The 18684-nt window shown below is 69.3% G+C and carries 15 protein-coding genes and 2 tRNA genes; 4 read left to right on the top strand and 13 right to left on the bottom strand.

All coding sequences use genetic code 11. The features are described from left to right. Window positions 1-229: 229 nt before the first annotated feature. Entirely contained in the window at window positions 230-1651 is a 1422-nt protein-coding gene (tig, locus tag ACYVO6_RS06165; RefSeq protein WP_461058046.1) for a trigger factor, read from the bottom strand. 244 nt (window positions 1652-1895) lie between these two features. Then, window positions 1896-1972: transfer RNA gene (locus tag ACYVO6_RS06160), tRNA-Pro, on the bottom strand. 154 nt (window positions 1973-2126) lie between these two features. Between ACYVO6_RS06160 and ACYVO6_RS06155 the strand changes: the two genes are divergently transcribed. After that, a tRNA-Gly gene (locus tag ACYVO6_RS06155) sits at window positions 2127-2200 on the top strand. A gap of 80 nt (window positions 2201-2280) precedes the next feature. On the opposite strand, the gene ACYVO6_RS06150 is transcribed toward ACYVO6_RS06155, so the two are convergent. Next, window positions 2281-3123: an alpha/beta fold hydrolase gene (locus ACYVO6_RS06150; RefSeq protein ID WP_461058044.1), complete on the bottom strand. Its 843-nt coding sequence runs from the start codon at window positions 3121-3123 to the stop codon at window positions 2281-2283. A gap of 28 nt (window positions 3124-3151) precedes the next feature. Next, the gene (locus ACYVO6_RS06145) at window positions 3152-3346 is read right to left on the bottom strand and encodes a hypothetical protein (RefSeq protein ID WP_033328032.1); all 195 of its coding nucleotides are present in this window, start codon (window positions 3344-3346) and stop codon (window positions 3152-3154) included. A gap of 708 nt (window positions 3347-4054) precedes the next feature. On the opposite strand from ACYVO6_RS06145, the gene ACYVO6_RS06140 reads away from it, so the two are divergent. Further along, entirely contained in the window at window positions 4055-5155 is a 1101-nt protein-coding gene (locus ACYVO6_RS06140) for an acyltransferase family protein (RefSeq protein ID WP_461058235.1), read from the top strand. A gap of 15 nt (window positions 5156-5170) precedes the next feature. Here ACYVO6_RS06140 and ACYVO6_RS06135 read toward each other — a convergent pair whose 3' ends face one another. The 4 genes from ACYVO6_RS06135 to ACYVO6_RS06120 all read right to left on the bottom strand — a co-directional run bounded on the left by ACYVO6_RS06135 (window position 5171) and on the right by ACYVO6_RS06120 (window position 10753). After that, window positions 5171-5626, bottom strand: coding sequence for an HD domain-containing protein (locus ACYVO6_RS06135; RefSeq protein ID WP_461058042.1), 456 nt, complete (start codon window positions 5624-5626; stop codon window positions 5171-5173). Beyond that, window positions 5623-8076 (bottom strand): ABC transporter permease, encoded by a 2454-nt coding sequence (locus ACYVO6_RS06130; RefSeq protein WP_461058040.1) that lies wholly within the window; start codon window positions 8074-8076, stop codon window positions 5623-5625. Before ACYVO6_RS06130 ends, ACYVO6_RS06135 begins: the two co-directional genes overlap by 4 nt. Further along, complete coding sequence (locus ACYVO6_RS06125) at window positions 8076-8906, bottom strand: ABC transporter ATP-binding protein (protein WP_461058038.1); 831 nt, start codon at window positions 8904-8906, stop codon at window positions 8076-8078. Before ACYVO6_RS06125 ends, ACYVO6_RS06130 begins: the two co-directional genes overlap by 1 nt. Before the next feature lie 680 nt (window positions 8907-9586). Beyond that, complete coding sequence (locus ACYVO6_RS06120) at window positions 9587-10753, bottom strand: SpoIIE family protein phosphatase (RefSeq protein WP_461058036.1); 1167 nt, start codon at window positions 10751-10753, stop codon at window positions 9587-9589. A 181-nt stretch (window positions 10754-10934) separates the two neighbouring features. Here ACYVO6_RS06120 and ACYVO6_RS06115 point away from each other — a divergent pair, with 181 nt between their 5' ends. Beyond that, window positions 10935-12170 (top strand): GNAT family N-acetyltransferase, encoded by a 1236-nt coding sequence (locus ACYVO6_RS06115; RefSeq protein WP_461058034.1) that lies wholly within the window; start codon window positions 10935-10937, stop codon window positions 12168-12170. A gap of 6 nt (window positions 12171-12176) precedes the next feature. On the opposite strand, the gene ACYVO6_RS06110 is transcribed toward ACYVO6_RS06115, so the two are convergent. The 4 genes from ACYVO6_RS06110 to ACYVO6_RS06095 form a co-directional block, all read right to left on the bottom strand. After that, window positions 12177-12986: an Fpg/Nei family DNA glycosylase gene (locus tag ACYVO6_RS06110; protein ID WP_461058032.1), complete on the bottom strand. Its 810-nt coding sequence runs from the start codon at window positions 12984-12986 to the stop codon at window positions 12177-12179. Between the two features lie 416 nt (window positions 12987-13402). Continuing rightward, window positions 13403-13888, bottom strand: coding sequence for a ribose-5-phosphate isomerase (locus ACYVO6_RS06105; protein ID WP_461058030.1), 486 nt, complete (start codon window positions 13886-13888; stop codon window positions 13403-13405). A gap of 88 nt (window positions 13889-13976) precedes the next feature. After that, entirely contained in the window at window positions 13977-15023 is a 1047-nt protein-coding gene (locus tag ACYVO6_RS06100; RefSeq protein ID WP_461058028.1) for a serine/threonine-protein kinase, read from the bottom strand. 135 nt (window positions 15024-15158) lie between these two features. Further along, window positions 15159-15731 (bottom strand): biotin transporter BioY, encoded by a 573-nt coding sequence (locus tag ACYVO6_RS06095; protein ID WP_461058026.1) that lies wholly within the window; start codon window positions 15729-15731, stop codon window positions 15159-15161. Window positions 15732-16047: 316 nt separating this feature from the next. Here ACYVO6_RS06095 and ACYVO6_RS06090 point away from each other — a divergent pair, with 316 nt between their 5' ends. Beyond that, window positions 16048-16689, top strand: coding sequence for a superoxide dismutase (locus tag ACYVO6_RS06090; RefSeq protein WP_461058024.1), 642 nt, complete (start codon window positions 16048-16050; stop codon window positions 16687-16689). Window positions 16690-16847: 158 nt separating this feature from the next. On the opposite strand, the gene ACYVO6_RS06085 is transcribed toward ACYVO6_RS06090, so the two are convergent. Beyond that, a complete protein-coding gene (locus ACYVO6_RS06085; protein ID WP_461058022.1) occupies window positions 16848-18506 on the bottom strand; it encodes a glycine/sarcosine N-methyltransferase in 1659 nt (552 codons plus the stop codon). Window positions 18507-18684 lie beyond the last annotated feature (178 nt).

Here is an 18684-nt window from a genome sequence, read left to right as displayed (position 1 = left end):
CATGGACCCTAACGCGCGGGTCCCTTCGGGGAATCCCGAGGAGGGAACTGTTCGCTGTGAGCGCATGCGCTCCGCTGGTCGAGCCGGGGTTTTGGCGGGCCGTCCCCTTGGGGCGCGGGGCTGTGACATATGCGGCTCCGCGCCCCTTTGGGGGTGCTCCCCTGGGCGTAGCGCAGCAGGCCCCGGACCGCTTGTGCGGTCCGGGGCCTGCTGGAGGTCAGCGAGGCGATCAGGCCTCAGGCTTCTCCTCGGGGGCCTCGGAGTCCTCCTCAGCCGCTTCCGCGGAGTCCTCCGCCGGGGTCTCCTCGGAGGAGGACTCGGCGGCCTCGGCCTCGTCCTCCTCGTCGTCCAGGTCCACGATCTCGCCGTTCGTGTCCTTGACCGTGGCCGCCTCGACGACGACCGCGAGGGCCTTGCCGCGGGCGACCTCGCCGACGAGCATCGGGACCTGGCCGCCCTCGACGACCGCCTGGGCGAACTGGTCGGGGGACATGCCGGAGGAGGCCGCGCGACGCATGAGGTGCTCGGTGAGCTCCTCCTGGTTGACGTTCAGCTTCTCCTTGTTGACCAGCTCGTCGAGGACGAACTGGGTCTTGATGCCCTTGACCGCGGCCTCGCGCGTCTCGGTGTCGAACTCCTCGGCCGTCTTGCCCTGGATCTCCAGGTACTGCGGCAGGTCGAGGCCCATCTGACCGAGCTGGTGGTGCTCGAGGTTGTGCTTACGGGTGTTGATCTCGTCCTCGAGGAGCTTCTCCGGGACGGGCACCTCGACCAGCTCGAGCAGCTTCTCCAGGACGCGCTCCTGTGCCTGCGTGGCCTGGTCGTACTGCTTCATGTTCTCGAGGCGCTTACGGCTGTCCGTGCGCAGCTCCTCCAGGGTGTCGAACTCGGAGGCGAGCTGCGCGAAGTCGTCGTCCAGTTCGGGAAGCTCACGCGCGGCGACCTGGCTGACCTTGACGGAGACCTCGGCCTCCTTGCCGGCCGCCGAGCCGCCCTTGAGCTCGGAGGTGAAGGTGGCCTCGCCACCGGCCTCCAGGCCCTTCACGGCGTCGTCGATGCCCTCCAGCAGCTCACCGGAGCCGATGGTGTAGGAGACGCCGCTCGCGACGCCGTCCTCCAGGACCTCGCCGTCGACCTTGGCCTCCAGGTCGATCGTCACGACGTCGCCGTCCTCGGCGGCGCGCTCGACCGGCGTGGTGGACGCGAAGCGCTCACGCAGCTCCTCGACGGCCTTGTCGACGTCCTCCTCGCTGACCTCGACGGCGTCGACCTCGACCTCGATACCGGAGTAGTCCGGGATCTCGATGATCGGGCGGATGTCGACCTCGGCGGTGAAGTTCAGCGTCTCGCCGTCCTTCAGCTCCGTGATGTCGACCTCGGGCTGGCCGAGCACGTTCAGCTCGGCGTTGTTGACCGCGTCGGTGTAGAACTTCGGAAGCGCGTCGTTGACCGCCTCCTCCAGAACCGCACCGCGGCCGAACCGCTGGTCGATGACGCGCGCCGGAATCTTGCCCTTCCGGAAACCCTTCACCGTGACCTGCTGGTTGATCTTCTTGTACGCCGCGTCGAGGCTGTCCTTGAGCTCCTCGAAGGGCACCTCGACAGTGAGCCGAACCCGGGTCGGGTTCAGGGTCTCCACGGCGCTCTTCACGGTTCGGTCTCCTTGATGGCTGACTTCTTGGGGTTCTGCTGTCGACCTCTGCCGGATGCGGCGGGTGCCTCAGCGGATTCGCGGCCCTTGCGAGACGTAACAGTGCAGACATACGGGCACGCAGTTTGCATAGTAGCCGCAGGCGGTACACGCCCCAAAAGGCGAGCTTCCGATGCCGCGGTCCCCGGGACCCCGGTCGGCTTCCGGACCGGGTCCCTACGGGTGGCCACCGGGGCCCTGCTGGTGGTCGGGGTGGCGGGATTTGAACCCACGGCCTTCCGCTCCCAAAGCGGACGCGCTACCAAGCTGCGCCACACCCCGTCGGTGCGACACGTAGGGTACATGCCCTCGGACACTGCGGCTCCCGCAATTTCGCGGGCGCCTGAGGGGGCGCGGAACGGGATGTGCGGCGAAGGGGTGCCACCCGCTACGATGCTCCCGTGCCGCGCGTCCACTGACCTGCGGCGCATCCTGTGCGGGCGTAGCTCAATGGTAGAGCCCCAGTCTTCCAAACTGGCTACGCGGGTTCGATTCCCGTCGCCCGCTCCATACAGCTCAGGGCCAGGTCAGAGGTCAAATCCTCTGCCTGGCCCTGAGGCGTTTCCGGGTGCTGCCGCCAGTCGGTGCCGTCAGTCCCTGAGGAAGGCGAGCAGTTCGCCGAGGAGCTGGGCCGGGGCGTCCAGCGGGACGAGGTGGCCCGCGTTCGGGATCAGGTGGAGGCGGGAGCCGGGGATGAGGGAGGCCAGTTCCTGGCCCTTGGCGGCGGGGATCCAGGTGTCCTCCGTGCCCCAGCAGATCCTGACGGGGAGGTTCAGGGTCGGGTACAGGTCCTGGATCTCGTCGGTGTAGCGCTGGTCGGCCTGGGCGATCTGGCGGTAGAACGCCGCTTGCCCTGTCGCGTCCGTCCAGGGCGCGACCAGCTCGTCGAGTACGGGAGGCAGCAGTCCGCGATGGCTCGCGGAGCTGACGTACTCGCGGACCAGGGCCTCGTGCAGGGGAGCCGGGAGCTGTTCGAAGACCTCGGAGTGTTCCGCGACCAGGCGGAAGAAGGGGGAGCCCCAGGGGGCGAGGGCCACGGGATCGACCAGGGCGAGGCGGCCGTACTCGGCGCCATGCAGCAGATGCGCCCGGAGGGCTACGCAGCCGCCGAAGTCGTGGGCGATGACGGAGGGGGCCTGCAGGCCCCAGGCGGTCAGCAGCTCGGCGAAGACCTCGGCCTGGGCCTTCAGGGAGACGTCCTGGGCCGCCCCCTTCCCGGCCTTCTCGGAGCTGCCGTAGCCGGGCATGTCCCAGACGTGGACCCGGTGGCCCTGCGAGGCGAGCGTCGGGGCGATCTCGTGCCAGACGTACGAGGAGAACGGGGTGCCGTGCAGCAGCACCACGGGCGGGCCGTCAGCGGGGCCGAAGCGGTCCCAGCGGACGGTTCCGATCGCGCTGGGCCGGCTCTCGCGCAGCTGCCAGGTGTTCGTCACGTCGTTGGGCTGCACTCGCTGACCCCGCTCAGAACTGGATCTCGTTGATCGTCTCCGCTATCGAGTTGAGGAACCGCTGGATGTCATCGGCCATGCCCGTCGAGGCAAGGAAGAAGCCGAACAGTACGGCGACGACCGCCGGACCCGCCTTGATCGTTCCTCCTCGGATCAACACCACGAGGACGATCCCCAACAGCAGCACAACTGATAGCGAAATGGCCACAACTGATCACACCCTACGGTCGGTCCGCTCTCCCGGCCCGAGGGCGCCACCCCGCACACCCCCGCAGAACCATCGTGCCACCAACAGGCCCGGCCTATGCGGAAGGTGGGTCATCATCAGCCATCGTTCTCGCCGGACCTGCACAATCCGTACCCGCGCGGCGCTCGTCGGCGGCCATGAACGGCGGGGCTGCGTACGGCAATTCGAGGAGCCTCCCGCACGCCGAATTCAGGAGGGTCATTGCCCTGCCCACACATCCTGTTCGCAGCTAATTCGAATTGTTGCCGCAGGCACAGCGAGGGGCCGGCGAGCGGGTCAACAAACGCCGATCAACGGACATTTCACCAGAGTCACCCGCGAACGTTATGCACCATTTAGTCGGTATGAAGTGGTACGTAACAGGCGTACGTAGTACATCAGTCGACCTCTGCATCACCAAGTCGATGTCGTCTCCCGCTTCTTCAAATCCCCCGTACTCACCGGGATAAGCGAGGGTTAAGCAGGAATGACACGGAGGGTTTTACGAAATCGCATCGGCGACGCTAGGGTGCCTCAGATGTTCACCGCTGCCTCGTCCCCCGCATGCGCAGTGAGGTCCCGGATCCTCTCCCCCAGTTCCTGGTGGGAGGGTCTGTGACGAACTCGCTCCGCCCACACGGCCAACAGAGGGCGCCGCTCCCGCCGACGGAGGAATCGTCGGTGTCCGGAATGCCGAGCCCGCGAACCCGCGACACCCCCCAGGCGAACACCGCTCCCACCGGGCCTCAGGCAGGGCCGGCCAAGCAACGCGACGCGTTCTTCGACAACGCCAAGTACCTGGCCATCGTGCTCGTCGCGATGGGCCACACCTGGCAACCGCTGACCGACCACAGCCGCAGCGCCGAGGCGCTCTACATGGTCGTCTACGCCTTCCACATGCCGGCGTTCATCCTCATCTCCGGCTATTTCTCGCGCAGTTTCGACATGCGTGCCGACCGGCTCCAGCGGCTGGTGACGGGCATCGCCGTGCCGTACATCCTCTTCGAAGCCGCGTACTCCGTCTTCAAGAAGGTGGCGGACGACGATCCGAGCCATCCGGTCAGCCTGCTCGACCCCTGGTACCTCACGTGGTTCCTGGTCGCTCTGTTCGTGTGGCGGCTGACGACGCCGATGTGGAAGGTCGTGCGCTGGCCGGTGCCGCTCGCGCTCGCCATCGCGGTCCTCGCCTCCGTCTCGCCCGACATCGGTGACGACCTGGATCTGCAACGTGTGCTGCAGTTCCTGCCGTTCTTTGTCATCGGCCTGTTCATGAAGCCCGAGCACTTCCAGCTGATGCGGCGCCGTGAAGTCCGGATCCTGTCGGTGCCGGTGTTCGCGGCGGCGCTGGTCGTGGCGTACTGGGCGGCTCCGCGGATGACGTCGGCGTGGTTCTACCACCGGGACAGCGCACAGGAGTTGGGCACGCCGTGGTGGGCCGGCGTCGTGATGACGCTCGCGCTGTTCGGCTGCTCGATGATCCTCACGGCCTGCTTCTTCTCCTGGGTGCCGCGTCGCAAGATGTGGTTCACGGTGCTCGGCGCGGGGACGCTGTACGGCTATCTGCTGCACGGTTTCCTGGTCAAGGGCGGCCGTTTCTGGGGCTGGTTCGACTACACCTGGCTGCATGAGCCGCTCGGCGAGATCTTCGTCACCCTGGTCGCCGCCGCCGTGGTCACCCTGCTGTGCACGCCGCCCGTCCAGCGCATGTTCCGCTTCGCGATGGAGCCGAAGATGGAGTGGGCGTTCAAGCGGGACGCGGCGGAACTGGCTCGTGAGCGGGCCAAGTCCTAGGCCGAGGCCCAAGTCCTAGACCAGGCCCAGGAGTTCGCGCATCCTTGCGTACTTCTGCTCCAGCCGTGTCCGCGTGGGCTCGTCCAGGGCCGCCAGCCTCGCCGGATTCGCGTTGTGGGCCAGGTCGGATTCCTTGACCAGGAGGGCCCCCGGCGTCGCCAGGATGCGTTCGGCGTACGACTCCGGGGGCTCGCCGAGGCGTCTGGTGAGGGCCAGGACGATGTCCTTCGTGCGCCGGGTCAGCGCGGCCTCGTGCAGGAGCCAGTCCTCCGAGACGGCGTCGTCCTCGATGGCGTCGTGGAGCCAGGCGGCGGCGATCTGTTCGTCGTCGCCGCCCCGGGCGCGTACCCCTTCGGCCACCGCCTGGAGGTGCTCGGCGTACGGCCGGCCCGCCTTGTCGGTCTGGGCGGCGTGTGCGTTGCGGGCGATGGCTTCGACTTCGGTGAGGGTCAGCAGCGCGTTCTCGGTCATGCGTCGAGTGTGCCGCGTAGCGCCGACCTGGCCGGTATCGACGCCGCCGCCACACCGATCACGAGCACGGCCGCGGCCAGCGAGCCGTACAGCAGCGGTGGTATGTACGGTGCCTGCCCCGTCAGTCCCTTCATCATCGGGATGAGCGTGGCGAGCGCGATGCCCGTGCCGAGGGCGAGGCCCGCGAGTGCGACGAGCAGGGCCTCCCAGTGGATCATGTTCAGCACCTGGCGGCGGGTGGAGCCGATGAGCCGCAGGGTGCCCAGTTCTCGGCGACGGTCGAGGACGGTCATCACCAGCGTGTTGACGGCGGCAACGGCCGCGAAGCCGCCGAGGACCGCCGCCATGACGGTGTTCGCCCAGGCGTTCAGCTCGCGGTCGAGGGACTGGGCGGCGGTGTAGCCACCGCGATCCGAGACCGTGCCGAACTTCGCCAGGTCGGTGGCGCTGCCGCCCTTCGTCCAGAGTTCGGTGGCGAAGGCGGAGCTGACGTGGCTCGCCAAGTCCGCGTGATTCAGGGTCACTTGGGACAGACCCATACCTCGGCCGTACGTCGCCACGATGGTCGGAGTCGCTTTCGTACCGTCGGGCAGGCGCAGTTCGACGCGGTCGCCCACGCCGACATCGGTGTCGCGGGCCAGTGAGGTGTCCATCGCGACCTCGCCCCGCTTCAGGGACAGCGCGCCCTTCTCGACCTTCAAATCCTGCACGCGGGCCAGGTCCCGAGCCGAGCCCATGACGCCCTGAGTGGAGACCGGCTGCAGATATCCGCCCGCCGGCACGAGGACATCGGTCTTCAACAAGCCGACAGCGGCGGTGACTTCGGCGGTGCGGGCTGCCTGCCGCACCGCCCCCGGAGTCAGCCCCGCCTCCGAGGTCACGATGTGGTCGGCCACGGTGCCGACCCGCTGCTGCTCCCGCGTGACCCGCTCCTCACTCGTGTGCATGAAGACGAGTACCGAGGAGAAGGCCATCGCCAGGACGATCGGGGTGATCGCGGAGGCCAGCCGACGGGCGTTCGTACGGGAGTTGGCGGCGGCCAGCGAGGCTGTGGCGCCTGCCCCGCGCAACGCCAGCCCGAACACGGCGGCGCAGGCCCGCGCGACCAGCGGGCCGAGCAGCGCCACGGCCAGCATGAACAGCATCACGATGCCCAGCGCCGCATTGGCCGCGTCCTCGCCGGTCTGCGAGGCGGCGACACCGGCGCAGACGAAGCCGCCGACGGCCGCCGCGATCCCCAGCGGCGTACGGATCCAGCCGAAGCGCAGCCGCTCCACGGACGCCTCGGTGAGCGCCTGCCCCGGCTTGATCCGCGCCGGCCGGCGGGCCGCCATGTACCCGGCGACCAGCGCGGTACCGAGCACGGCGCCGACGGCCGAGAGCAGCGGGATGTACGAGACCGACAGCGCGACCGGCTCCGGTATCGCCCCCTTGTCCTTGAGCTGTCCGAACCACCAACGGGCCAGCCCGATGCCCGGCAGACAGCCGACGAGGCCCGCGAGAGGAGCGACCAGCAGATTCTCGGTGGCGATGGACCGGCGGATCTGGCGCGGGGTCGTACCGATCGCGCGCAGCAGTGCGAACTCGCGGGCCCGCTGGGCGATGGACAGTGCCACCGTCCCCGCCGCCGTGAACACGGCCACCATCGTCGCAGTCCCGCCGAACGATGCGCCGAGCGCGATGAGAAGCTCCTCGGCCTCGGCGAGGGAGGAGTCTTCGACCGAGCCGCGGTCGTCGCCGGCGTGCACCTCGGCCCGGTCCCCGAGGGCACGCGCGACCTGGGCCTTGAGGGCGTCGGCCGTCACCCCGTCCTTCGGCAGGACGGCGATGGCGTCGATATGCCCGGGATGACCGGAGATACGTATGGCCTCGGAGTCGGCGAACCAAACCGTCCCCTCTACATCACCCTGCTGCCCGGCCTTCGCGATGCCGGAGACGCGGAAGGTGCGAGAGTCGTCGGCGGTGGTGAGGCTGACGCGCTCACCGACCGTGCCCTTGGCGAGTACGACCTCACCGTCTCCCGGCGCCCGGCCCGCCGCCAGCCGCTCGCCGGTGAACGCGGTGGAACCCCAGCCATGGGCGGTGAGCCGCGCGCCGTCGCCCGCCCGCACTGGGAAGGTCACGTCCGCGACCGCCTGGCGCGCACCGGACACCGAACCGGCCTTCGCCACCAGGGAGTTGTCCAGCCAGGCCTTGTCCGGGACCGGTACGGCGTCGTCCTCGCGGCTGTCGCCGTGGCCGGTGACGCGGTGGGCGCGTTGGTCGGCGGCGGCGACCACGGGGGCGTCTTTGTAACGGACGGGCGGGACGGAGGCACGCAGGCCGGTCTCCAGGAGGATGCCGCAGGCCGACACTATGAGCGCGGCCATCGCCAGCGCGACGAACGTGCCCACGAAGGCGGCGGGCTTGAAGCGGACGGCGGCGCGGGCCAGGCCGTTGGGTACGAACATCAGGCGGCCGCTCGTACGGTCGCGGGAGCCGTCAAAGCGGCCATCCGGGCAGCGATCTGCTCCGCCGGGGCGCGCTCCAGACGGTCGACGATCGAACCGTCGGCGAGAAACAGGACACGGTCGGCCCAGGCGGCGGCCGTCGGGTCGTGGGTGACCATGACGACCGTGGCGGCGACCGCGTCGACGGCCTGCCGGAGCAGCCCCAGGACCTCACCGGCAGTGCGCGTGTCGAGCGCGCCGGTCGGCTCGTCCGCGAAGACCACGTCGGGCCGGGTGACCAGGGCGCGGGCGATCGCGACCCGCTGCTGCTGCCCACCGGAGAGCTGTCCGGGGCGACGCCGTCCCAGGCCGTCCAGGCCGACCTGAGCGAGGACCCCGGCCGCCCGGCGCCGGTCGGGCCGGTGACCCGCGAGACGCATCGGCAGCACGACATTCTGCTCGACGGTGAGTGACGGCAACAGGTTGAACGCCTGGAAGACGAAGCCCAGGCGTTCGCGGCGCAGCGCCGTCAGCTTGTTCTCGCTCATCCCGGTGATCTCCGTACCGCCGAGCCGCACCGTCCCGCCGCTCGGCCGGTCCAGGCCTGCCGCGCACTGGAGGAACGTGGACTTGCCCGAGCCGGACGGGCCCATCACCGCGGTGAAGCTGCCGCGTGGGAGGGCGAGGTCGATGCCGCGCAGGGCGTGTACGGCGCCCGCACCTCGCCCGTACCGCCGCCGTACGCTCCGCAGTTCGACGGCCCAGTCGCCGTCCGGCCTCAGGCCGCTCCGTACGTTCTGTGGGGCGTCGTCCCCCGCCCCGTCGTCGTACCGCCTCTTCCGCAGGCCCATGGCCGGGTCCGCCCTTCCCCTCGCCGATCCCTACCGATGCCTCGACGCTACGGATCCATTGGCGGCCGGCACCATGAGGGCGACCGCCGGGTTGGGGTGGGGGAAACCCCCCTTCGGCAGCGGAGGTGTTTCGTCTGCGGCGACGTGGGCGGGGGTTCTTTTCCCCAGCCCCGCCCCTTCCCGAAACTGGGGGCTACGCCCCCAGACCCCCTGCCTCCGGCGGGTGGGGCGCCTGCCGGGGAATGGGTGGGTTCATACTCGGGCGCCTGCCGGGGGTGGGGTGTTGAGATCGTGCGCGGCTGCGGGTGCGTCGTGGCTGGTCGCGCCCCGCGGCGGAGCCGCATATGTCACAGCCCCGCGCCCCTGACGGGGCGCTCCCGGAGCCGCCAGCCCTCATGCTCGCCAGCCACCACGTGCCCGCAGCCTCCCACCGGCGGGAGGGGCCGTGGGCCGGTGCGTCGTATGCCCGTCGCGTAGGTTCGGTCTCGGAGAACCAGGACCCTGTACCAGCAAAGGGCCGTATGCCCGGCCTGCGACGGGCTGACGCACCGGCCCACGGCCCCGACCCACCCACCGGACCCCAAGGGGCGCGGGGAACGGCGCGACCAGCCACCCACCAACCCGCACCCGCCCAACCGCCGGAGGCACCCCGCGACCAGCCACAACGCACCCGCACCCACTCAACCGCCGGAGGCCTCCCGACAGATCAGCAGCAACGCCCTGTCATCGTTCACATCCCGCGCAACCGCCTCAATCAAATGCCACGCCGCCCCATGAAACCCCCCAGCCACATACCGGTCCGCCTCACCGGTAAGCCGGTCGATCCCCTCCGCGATGTCCCGGTCGGACGTCTCGACCAGGCCGTCCGTGAACAGCATCAGAACGTCACCCGGACGCAACGTCCCCTTCACGGAGTCGAACTGGGCCCCGTCGTACACCCCGAGCAACGGCCCCTCCGCGGACTTCTCCTCCCAGCGCCCGCTCCCCGCGCTGAGCTGCAGCCCCGGAGGATGCCCGGCCGAGAAGAGCTCGTAGTCACCGGAGTCCAGGTCCAGAACAAGGTGGATCGACGTGGCGAAGCCCTCGTCCCAGTCCTGCCGGAGCAGGTAACCGTTCGCCGCGGGCAGGAAGGCGTGCGGCGGCAGCGAGCCGAGCAGCCCCCCGAACGCCCCCGACAGAAGCAGCGCACGCGACCCCGCGTCCATGCCCTTGCCGGACACATCGGTCAGCACGACCTCGAGCGTGCGCCCCCCGTTCGTACGGGCGGCCACCACGAAGTCCCCCGAGAACGACTGACCACCGGCCGGCCGCAAGGCCATCTCCCGATGCCAGCCCACCGGCAGCTTCGGCAACTTGCTCTGGACCCGGATGCGTTCCCGCAGGTCGAACAGCATGGTGCCGCCGCGCCGCCACGGAACCCCCACCCGGCTGCGGAACTGCGCGATCAGCAGACCGAAGAAGCCGCAGGCGGCGACCACCAGCACGATCCCCGGCGTCACCCGGGACGGCCCCTCCGTGTACGGACCGAGCTTCACGGACTCGACAATCAGCGCGGTGGCGGCAGCCGCGTACAGGCCGAGCAGGCTGGCCGGGCGCAGCAGCAGCCCGCCGGCGACGATCGGGAGGACCAGCGCGGCCGGCGAACACCACACGGAGTTGACGAGTGTGGCGCCCGCGATCACGGGAATCGTCAGCAGCAGAGCGGCCAGCGCGACCCAGTCCGAACCGTCTCCGCGGAAGTAGTCGACAGCGGATCTGCGCAGCCCGGTGCGGACCCGGTGCAGCTGCTTCTTGCACCGGGCCGCGAACGTCTCGGCTTCCGCGCGCCGCTCTCGTCCTGCTGCCATTGTTCGGGACCCTATCCATCGGACCTGGTACTTGGCACGGGAGGTCCCACTTGTCCCCCGTCCGAGAACCGAAGTCACAGAAACGTCCGATCCCCGAGGATCGCATGCCGCAGTGGGCGGCCCGCCCCGAGCCGACAGAAATCCACTCGCTGATCCCGGATTGCCCTGGTAGGCATGGCACATGACGACTGGCTTGCACGTGCTTCGGCCGGACGAATGGGACGAGTGGTACGGGAAGTTGGTGCTCGCCTTCGGCGGAGTCGACGAGTCGCCCGAGGAGCGCGCCCTGTGGAACGGCCTCACGGAGTTCGACCGCTTCATCGGGACCTGGGACGGCGACGCGTGCGTGGGAACGGCCGGTGCGTTCAGCTTCCGGATGACCGTTCCGGGCGGAGCCCCGGTCAAGGCGGCCGGCATCACGATGGTGAGCGTCGCCGCGACGCACCGCCGCCGCGGGGTGCTGACGTCCATGATGCGCAGGCAGCTCGACGACATCCGCTCCTGGGGCGAGCCGCTGGCCGTACTGACCGCCTCCGAGCCGGCGATATACGGCCGCTTCGGCTACGGCGCGGCGACCCAGCAGCTGCGCGCGGAGATCGACACGTCCCGGGTACGGCTGTCGGTGCCGACGGGCACCGACGACGTACGACTCCGCCTCGCCGAACCTGACGCGGACGCCGTACGCGATGCGTGCGAGGCCGTCTACGCACAGCGGGTGCCGACCCGGCCCGGGATGATGGCGCGGCTGCCCGGCTGGGAGCAGCTGCCGCTGCTCGACCCGGAGAGCGACCGTAAGGGCTCGTCGCCGTTGCAGTGCGTGCTCGCCGAGCGGGAAGGGGAAGTGGTCGGCTACGTCCGGTACTCCATCAAGCCGGAGTGGGACGCGGCCGGCCCCAAGGGCACGGTCGAGCTGCGCGATCTGGAGGCGCTGGACCCGGCTGCGTACGCGGCGCTGTGGCGGTTCCTGTTCGACATCGACCTGACGTCGACGGTGAAGACTTACAACCGTCCCGTCGACGACGCCTGGCAGCACCTCGTCTCCGACATCCGGCGGTGCGGGCTCGGCCTGCGCGACTCGCTGTACGTACGGACCGTCGACGTCGGCGCGGCGCTCGAGGCGCGTACGTATCAGACGCCCGTGGACGTCGTGTTCGAGGTCGAGGACGCGTTCTGCCCCTGGAACGAGGGGCGTTGGCGGCTCTCCGGTGACGCGAAGGGGGCGTCCTGCGAGCGGACCACCGACTCGGCCGATCTCGCCCTGTCCGTACGGGAGTTGGGGGCGGTCTATCTCGGCGGCGTGTCCCTCGCCGCACTCGCCGCGGCCGGGCGGGTACGGGAGCTGCGCCAGGGCGCGCTCGCGGAGGCCTCGCTCGGCTTCTCCTCCGTCGTCGCACCGTGGCTGCCGCACGGCTTCTGAGCCGCTTCAGGCCCTCTGGCAGGTGGGGCACCAGAAGAGGTTGCGGGCGGCGAGACCGGCGGTGCGGATCTCGCCGCCACAGATGTGGCAGGGCAGGTCGGCCCTGCGGTACACGTAGACCTCGCCGCCGTGGTCGTCCCTGCGCGGTGGGCGGCCCATGGCCTCCGGCTCGTGTTCCGGGCGGACCGTGTCGATGCGGTTGTCGCGGACGCCTTGGCGCATGAGCGCGACGAGGTCCGTCCACATCGCGTCCCACTCGGCCGGAGTGATGTCCTTGCCCGGCCGGTACGGGTCGATGCCGTGCCGGAAGAGGACTTCCGCGCGGTAGACGTTCCCTACGCCCGCGATGACCTTCTGGTCCATGAGGAGTGCGGCGATCGTCGTGCGGCTGCGGGAGATGCGTGCGTACGCCTGTGCCGGGTCGGCGTCCTCGCGCAGGGGGTCCGGGCCCAGGCGGTCGTGTATCGCCTGCTTCTCCGTGTCCGTGATCAGGGTGCAGGTGGTGGGGCCGCGGAGGTCTACGTACGCGGTGTCGTTGGTGAGGCGGAGGCGGACGGTTTCGGTGGGCGGGGGTGCGGGGGCGTCTCCGAAGGTGACCTTGCCGAAGAGGCCGAGGTGGATATGGGTCCAGTTCTCGGTCTCGAACCGTAGGAAGAGGTGCTTGCCGTGGGCTTCCGCGGTGGTGAGCTGCGTGCCGTCCAGGAGGGCTGCTGCGTCGGCGAACTTGCCCTGCGGGCTCGTGACGCGTGCCTTCCGGCCACCGAACCGTCCGAGGTAGTCCTCGGCCAGCCGGTGGATGGTGTGCCCTTCGGGCACGGGGGCCTCCTGGTCGTGTTCGTGTTGCGGTCCGAGCGGGATTCTTTCCCCAGCCCCGCCCCTTCCCGAAACTGGGGGCTCCGCCCCCAGACCCCCGCTCTCGGCTTGGCGGCCTCGTCCTCAAACTCCCCCAGCTACCTCCCCCAGCTACCGCTGGGGGTGCCCCCAGAGGTGCCCCCAGACGGGCTGACTTGTGCCTGGCCTGGGCTGGATAGCTGACCTCGCCCTTCAGGGGCGCGGGGCTGTGTCAATGTGCGGCTCCGCCGCGATGGGGGTCCCCCCGCTCGAGCGAATTCGAGAGTGGGGGAGCGACCAGCCACGACGGTCCCGCGGCCGACACACGACCCCTCAAGGGGGGCCTGGGGGCGCAGCCCCCAGTTTCGGGAAGGGGCGGGGCTGGGGAAGAAGAAAACCCCCTACCCCCGCGGGTGGTGCGCCGGAATCTCCGGCAGATCCCCCGTCGTCTCGTACGCCGACAGCATGTCGATGCGGCGGAGGTGACGGGCATCGCCCGAGAACGGGGTGTTGAGGAACGTCTCGACGAACTTGGTCGCCTCGTCCCGCGTATGCATCCGCGCCCCGACAGCAACAACGTTCGCATCGTTGTGCTGACGCCCCAGCGCCGCAGTCTCCTCGCTCCAGGCGAGCGCCGCCCGAACCCCGGCCACCTTGTTCGCCGCGATCTGCTCGCCGTTCCCCGAGCCGCCGATCACGATGCCGAGGGACCCGGGATCCGCCGCGGTGCGCGAGGCCGCGCGGAGGCAGAAGGGCGGGTAGTCGTCCTGGGCGTCGTAGATGAGGGGCCCGCAGTCGACGGGCTCGTGGCCGGCCGCCTTGAGCCACTCGACGAGGTGGTTCTTGAGTTCGAAACCGGCATGATCGGAGCCGAGGTACACGCGCATGGTTCGAGTGTGACACGCGTGTTTCGGCCGGGCCTCCTCGGGTCAGGCCGGGGGAAAGCGCCGCTCCTGATGGCAGCGATGGAGCAGGTCAGGGCGGCGGCGGGCGCGAGGTGCCCGCGACCGTGGGCGGCGGGCTGGTGTCCGGCAGCTTCGTCTCACCGCCGGGACGGATCGCGGTGATGATCATGACGATGCCCACGGCGGTGGCGGCCACCAGGACGAGCACCGTGAGCAGCCGCGGGAGCCACTCGGGGCTGTCGCTCTCCTCGGTCTCCCGCTCGCTCTCGGCGGGGAGTTCGCGCCCCGCCGGTACGGGCGCGCTCGCGGCCACCGGCGTCGCAAGCACCCGATACAGGAACCGCACCACCTCCCCCACATCGGGCCGCGCCGCCGGATCCCGGGCCAGCAGCCTCCGCAGCAGCGGAGTCAACGGCTCACCCTCAGGCGGCAGTTGGGGCTCCTCGTACATCACCGCGGCCAGTGTGGCGAGCGTCCCGGCGCGTTCGAACGGGGAGTGCCCGGTCAGGGCGGTGCAGAGCGTGGCGCCGAGGGACCACAGGTCGGAGGGCGGGCCCTGTGGGCGGCCGGAGATACGTTCCGGCGGGATGTACTCCGGGGAGCCGACGATGACTCCGGCCTGCGTCAGCCCCTGGGCATCCTGGAGGGCGGCGATCCCGAAGTCAGTGAGTACGACTCGGCCACCCGGCCCCAGCAGGACGTTGCCGGGCTTGATGTCACGGTGCAGTACTCCGGCCGCATGCACCCGGCGCAGCGCCTCTGCGAGCGCGAGGCCGATCCTGGCCGTCTCGCGTACATCGAGAGGGCCGTGTTCGACGACGGTCCGGGCCAGCGAGGGGGCCTCGACCAGTTCCATGACGATCCAGAGCCGGTCGTCCTCCTCGGCCACGTCGTAGACCCGTACGACATTGGGGTGGTCGATACGGGCACTCGCACGCGCCTCGCGCAGCGCGCGCTCGCGCCGGACCCCGAGTTCCTCACTGCCGGCGACATCGAGCCGTAGTTCCTTCACGGCGACCGGACGGTCGAGCAGCTCGTCGGTCGCGCGCCAGACACGGCCCATGCCGCCCTGCCCGATGGGTTCGAGGAGCCGGTACCGGTCCACGACACACAACATGCGAGTACACCCCCAACCTCCTTCCATGACACCACAATCCGGGCCAATGGCACGAGACCGGAAAACAAGCGGCCCCCGCGCCCCTTACGGGCGCGGGGGCCGGGTGGAGCCGGAGTTGGGGCTGCGACGTCGCTCTTACCGTTTCACGAGCTTCCAGGCGGTGGGCAGCAGGCCCATGGCCAGGGCCGCCTTGAGGGCGTCGCCGATGAGGAAGGGCGTGAACCCGGCGGCAACGGCCTCCGTGGGGCTCAAGAGCGTGGCGGCGGAGAGGTAGGGGACGCCGATCGCGTAGATGACGGCCTCGCCGAGCAGCATCACGCCGGCCATGCGCCACACCGAGCGGTCGGCGCCCCGGCGGGCCAGGGCGCCGACGAGCGTGGCCGCCAGCATCATCCCGATGATGTAACCGAAGGTCGGGGAGACTCCGTGGCCACCCTCCGCGAACCACGGGACCCCGGCCAGGCCGACCAGCGCGTACAGGGCGAGCGAGAGGAAGCCACGCCCTGCGCCGAGCGCGGTGCCGACGAGGAGGGCCGCGAAGGTCTGCCCGGTCACCGGCACCGGCGAACCCGGCACGGGCACGGCGAGCTGGGCGGCGATCCCGGTGAGCGCGGCGCCGCCGGCCACGAGCGCGATGTCGCGGACGCGTGACGCGGGGAGCAGGTCGGCGAGGACCTTGCCCGGGAGGGCGGTGGCGGCGGTGCTCATGGGGACTCCGGCGGTGTGCGAGCGGGCGGTTCGGGACACCGTGACGCTATCCCAGGCCCCTGGACTCGATCACGAGCAGCGCTCGACAAACCGCGGATCGCACGCTTGGTGCGCTCCATACAAAGAGTGGTGGATACACCCGGATCGGCGTGACCCTGGTCACTGAGGTACGGCGGTTTCGCCCACAAGGGCAGAGCCGAGGTGAACTGTCGGGTCTCACCAAACCCCCTTGCCGCCCCCTCTCACGGAACCCCTCTTGATAATATTCTGCACTTGCAACAGACTTGCAATAAGACTTCGGAGGGGACGACCCACCATGCCCGTCTACACGCTCCCTGAGCTGCCGTACGACTACTCCGCGCTCGCGCCCGTGATCAGCCCCGAGATCATCGAGCTGCACCACGACAAGCACCACGCGGCGTATGTGAAGGGGGCGAACGACACCCTGGAGCAGCTCGCGGAGGCGCGGGACAAGGAGACGTGGGGCTCGATCAACGGGCTGGAGAAGAACCTGGCCTTTCACCTCTCCGGCCATGTCCTGCACAGCATTTACTGGACGAACATGAGCGGGGACGGCGGCGGCGAGCCGCTGGCCGCAGACGGAGTGGGCGGCCTCGCGGACGCCATCACCGAGTCGTTCGGTTCCTTCGCCGGTTTCAAGACTCAGCTGACGAAGGCATCCGCGACCACGCAAGGGTCCGGCTGGGGCGTACTCGCGTACGAGCCGCTGAGCGACCGCCTCGTCGTCGAGCAGATCTACGACCACCAGGGCAACGTGGGCCAGGGCTCAGTGCCGATTCTCGTCTTCGACGCCTGGGAGCACGCCTTCTACCTGCAGTACCGCAACCAGAAGGTCGACTTCATCGAGGCCATGTGGCAGGTCGTCAACTGGCAGGATGTGGCTCGGCGTTACGAGGCCGCGAAGTCCCGTACGGATGTGTTGCTGCTCGCACCCTGAGTGCGCGCCCCTGGACCCTTGGACGTCCTGCCTCGTGATCGTCTTCTCAACCTTCGCGCGGGCAGGCGGATAGAAGAAGACCCCCCGCGAGGACGTGACTCGCGGGGGTCTTCCTTGCACGTCATGCGTCGAGAAGGCTGCTCAGTCGAGAAGGTCGCTCAGACGACGGCGCCGAGCCTGAAGTGGAAGACGCCCCAGGTGAGATGCCCTTCCCTTCCACCGTCGATCCAGTGGCCGAGCCCCTTCTTCATCTGGGCCAGGTAGTCGTGGCTGATTTTTCTGGCCAGCCCTTCGGCCTCTTGGCGCCCGGTTTCCTCAAGGACCCGCGTGTAGTGGTTCACCAACTGTTCGCGGTGCTCTTCGAAGCCACCGTCGACGGCGGTGAATCCGAGCCTGTCCAGCTCGCGTGCGTAAAAGGCGGGCGAGCCCATGTCGTCCAGGTGGATGCGGTCGAGAATCGGCTGCAGCACGTCGGTGGAGCCGCCGTCCGCCGCAGCCATCGGGTCGGTGAAGATGAGTCGGCCGCCGGGCCGCAGCACCCGCGCGATCTCCTTCAGGACCTGGACCCGGTTCCCGCTGTGCAGGAAGGCGTCCTGGGACCAGACGACGTCGACCTGGTCGTCCGGAAGCGGGATGTCCTCGAAGGACCCGTCCACGACCTCGATCCGGTCGGTGAGCGCGCGTGCCGAGTTCAGCTCCTTGTGGCGCTGGTTCTCCACCTCGCTGAGGTTGAGCGCGACCACCCGGCAGCCGTACGTCCCGGCCAGGTACCGTGCCGAGCCGCCGTACCCCGAGCCCAGGTCGAGCACCACGGAGTCGCGGGTCAGCTCCAGCTTCGACGCCATCCGCTCGACGGTGCGCCGGCTGGCTTCCGCGATGGACTCCGCGGGGCTTTCGTAGAGGCCGATGTGGATGTCCTCGCCGCCCCACACCGTGGCGTAGAAGGTGTCGGCGTCGGGTGAGTTGTAGTAGCTGCGGGCGGTGCTGACCGCGCCCTTGTACCGGCCCTCCTGCTGGTCGTCCATCCGGTACTCCTTCTGCGCCACATGCACGAAGAAGTCCGGCTGCTCACCCCGGTAGGTGTGCTGGAAGTCGCCGTAGGTCTCGACCCGCTGAAAACCCACCTCGGACATCAGCCGGCGGGTGTAGTCCTTGCGCAGCGGGAACATGTTGAGGTGGTACACGGAGTCGTCCGGGAAGTGGTACCGCATGCGGCACAGACCCTCGTCGACGTACTCCGGCTCCACGGTGACGTCCTCACCGCAGTAGTAGTACGTGTGCTTGCTCGTGTAGCCGTCGTCCAGGATCGCGTCGTAATTGCGCTGGTCGAGGACGAGAATTCCGTCGTGCTTGAGCATCGCGTAGAACTCGGCGAGCGCCTTGCGCCGGTCGCGCTCCGAGAAGAGATGCGTGAAGGAGTTGCCGAGGCAGACGATGGCGTCGTACTCCCCGTGGACGTCTCTGTTGAGCCACCGCCAGTCCGCCTGGACGACTCGCAGGATGTGCCCGCCCTGCTTGGTGCCGTTCTCGAAGGCCATCGCCAGCATGTCCGCGCTGCCGTCGGCACTCACGGTGTCGAATCCGGCGGCCAGCAGCCGTACGGAGTGAAATCCTGTGCCCGTCGCGACGTCGAGCACGCTCTTCACGCCCCACTTGCGCAGCAGGTCGATGAAGAAATTGCCTTCGCTGTCCGCCCGTTTCTCCCAGTCGATGAGCGAGTCCCACTTCTCGACAAAGCTGGGAACGTATTCCTCCGTGTAGTGACCGGTTTCGCGTACTTCGACAGGGTTGTCGCCGAACTCTTGAGCCGGTTGCACGATGATGGGGAACTCCTTCAGTCATCGGGAGTCATGCTCAGCAGATCGCTATCCGATGTCGTGGACCTCATGCCTCCAAAGTTCGTATACAGCGGCGCAGTTGACGCTGATAGCAGCATTGGCCAGCATCTTTGTTGTCTCAAGATTCTTTGAGGCCGGGGCGGGCCGGCCGGTCCGG

The sequence above is a fragment of the Streptomyces pseudoechinosporeus genome (genome assembly GCF_054783935.1).
This window is presented reverse-complemented; position numbering and strand designations above follow the sequence as displayed.

Excerpts from the sequence above, each read along its gene's own strand:
- ACYVO6_RS06140 (WP_461058235.1), top strand. The coding sequence starts at position 4,055 with ATGCCGAGCCCGCGAACCCGCGACACCCCCCAGGCGAACACCGCTCCC.
- ACYVO6_RS06135 (WP_461058042.1), bottom strand. The coding sequence starts at position 5,626 with ATGACCGAGAACGCGCTGCTGACCCTCACCGAAGTCGAAGCCATCGCC.
- ACYVO6_RS06130 (WP_461058040.1), bottom strand. The coding sequence starts at position 8,076 with ATGTTCGTACCCAACGGCCTGGCCCGCGCCGCCGTCCGCTTCAAGCCC.
- ACYVO6_RS06125 (WP_461058038.1), bottom strand. The coding sequence starts at position 8,906 with ATGGGCCTGCGGAAGAGGCGGTACGACGACGGGGCGGGGGACGACGCC.
- ACYVO6_RS06120 (WP_461058036.1), bottom strand. The coding sequence starts at position 10,753 with ATGGCAGCAGGACGAGAGCGGCGCGCGGAAGCCGAGACGTTCGCGGCC.
- ACYVO6_RS06115 (WP_461058034.1), top strand. The coding sequence starts at position 10,935 with ATGACGACTGGCTTGCACGTGCTTCGGCCGGACGAATGGGACGAGTGG.
- ACYVO6_RS06105 (WP_461058030.1), bottom strand. The coding sequence starts at position 13,888 with ATGCGCGTGTACCTCGGCTCCGATCATGCCGGTTTCGAACTCAAGAAC.
- ACYVO6_RS06100 (WP_461058028.1), bottom strand. The coding sequence starts at position 15,023 with ATGTTGTGTGTCGTGGACCGGTACCGGCTCCTCGAACCCATCGGGCAG.
- ACYVO6_RS06095 (WP_461058026.1), bottom strand. The coding sequence starts at position 15,731 with ATGAGCACCGCCGCCACCGCCCTCCCGGGCAAGGTCCTCGCCGACCTG.
- ACYVO6_RS06090 (WP_461058024.1), top strand. The coding sequence starts at position 16,048 with ATGCCCGTCTACACGCTCCCTGAGCTGCCGTACGACTACTCCGCGCTC.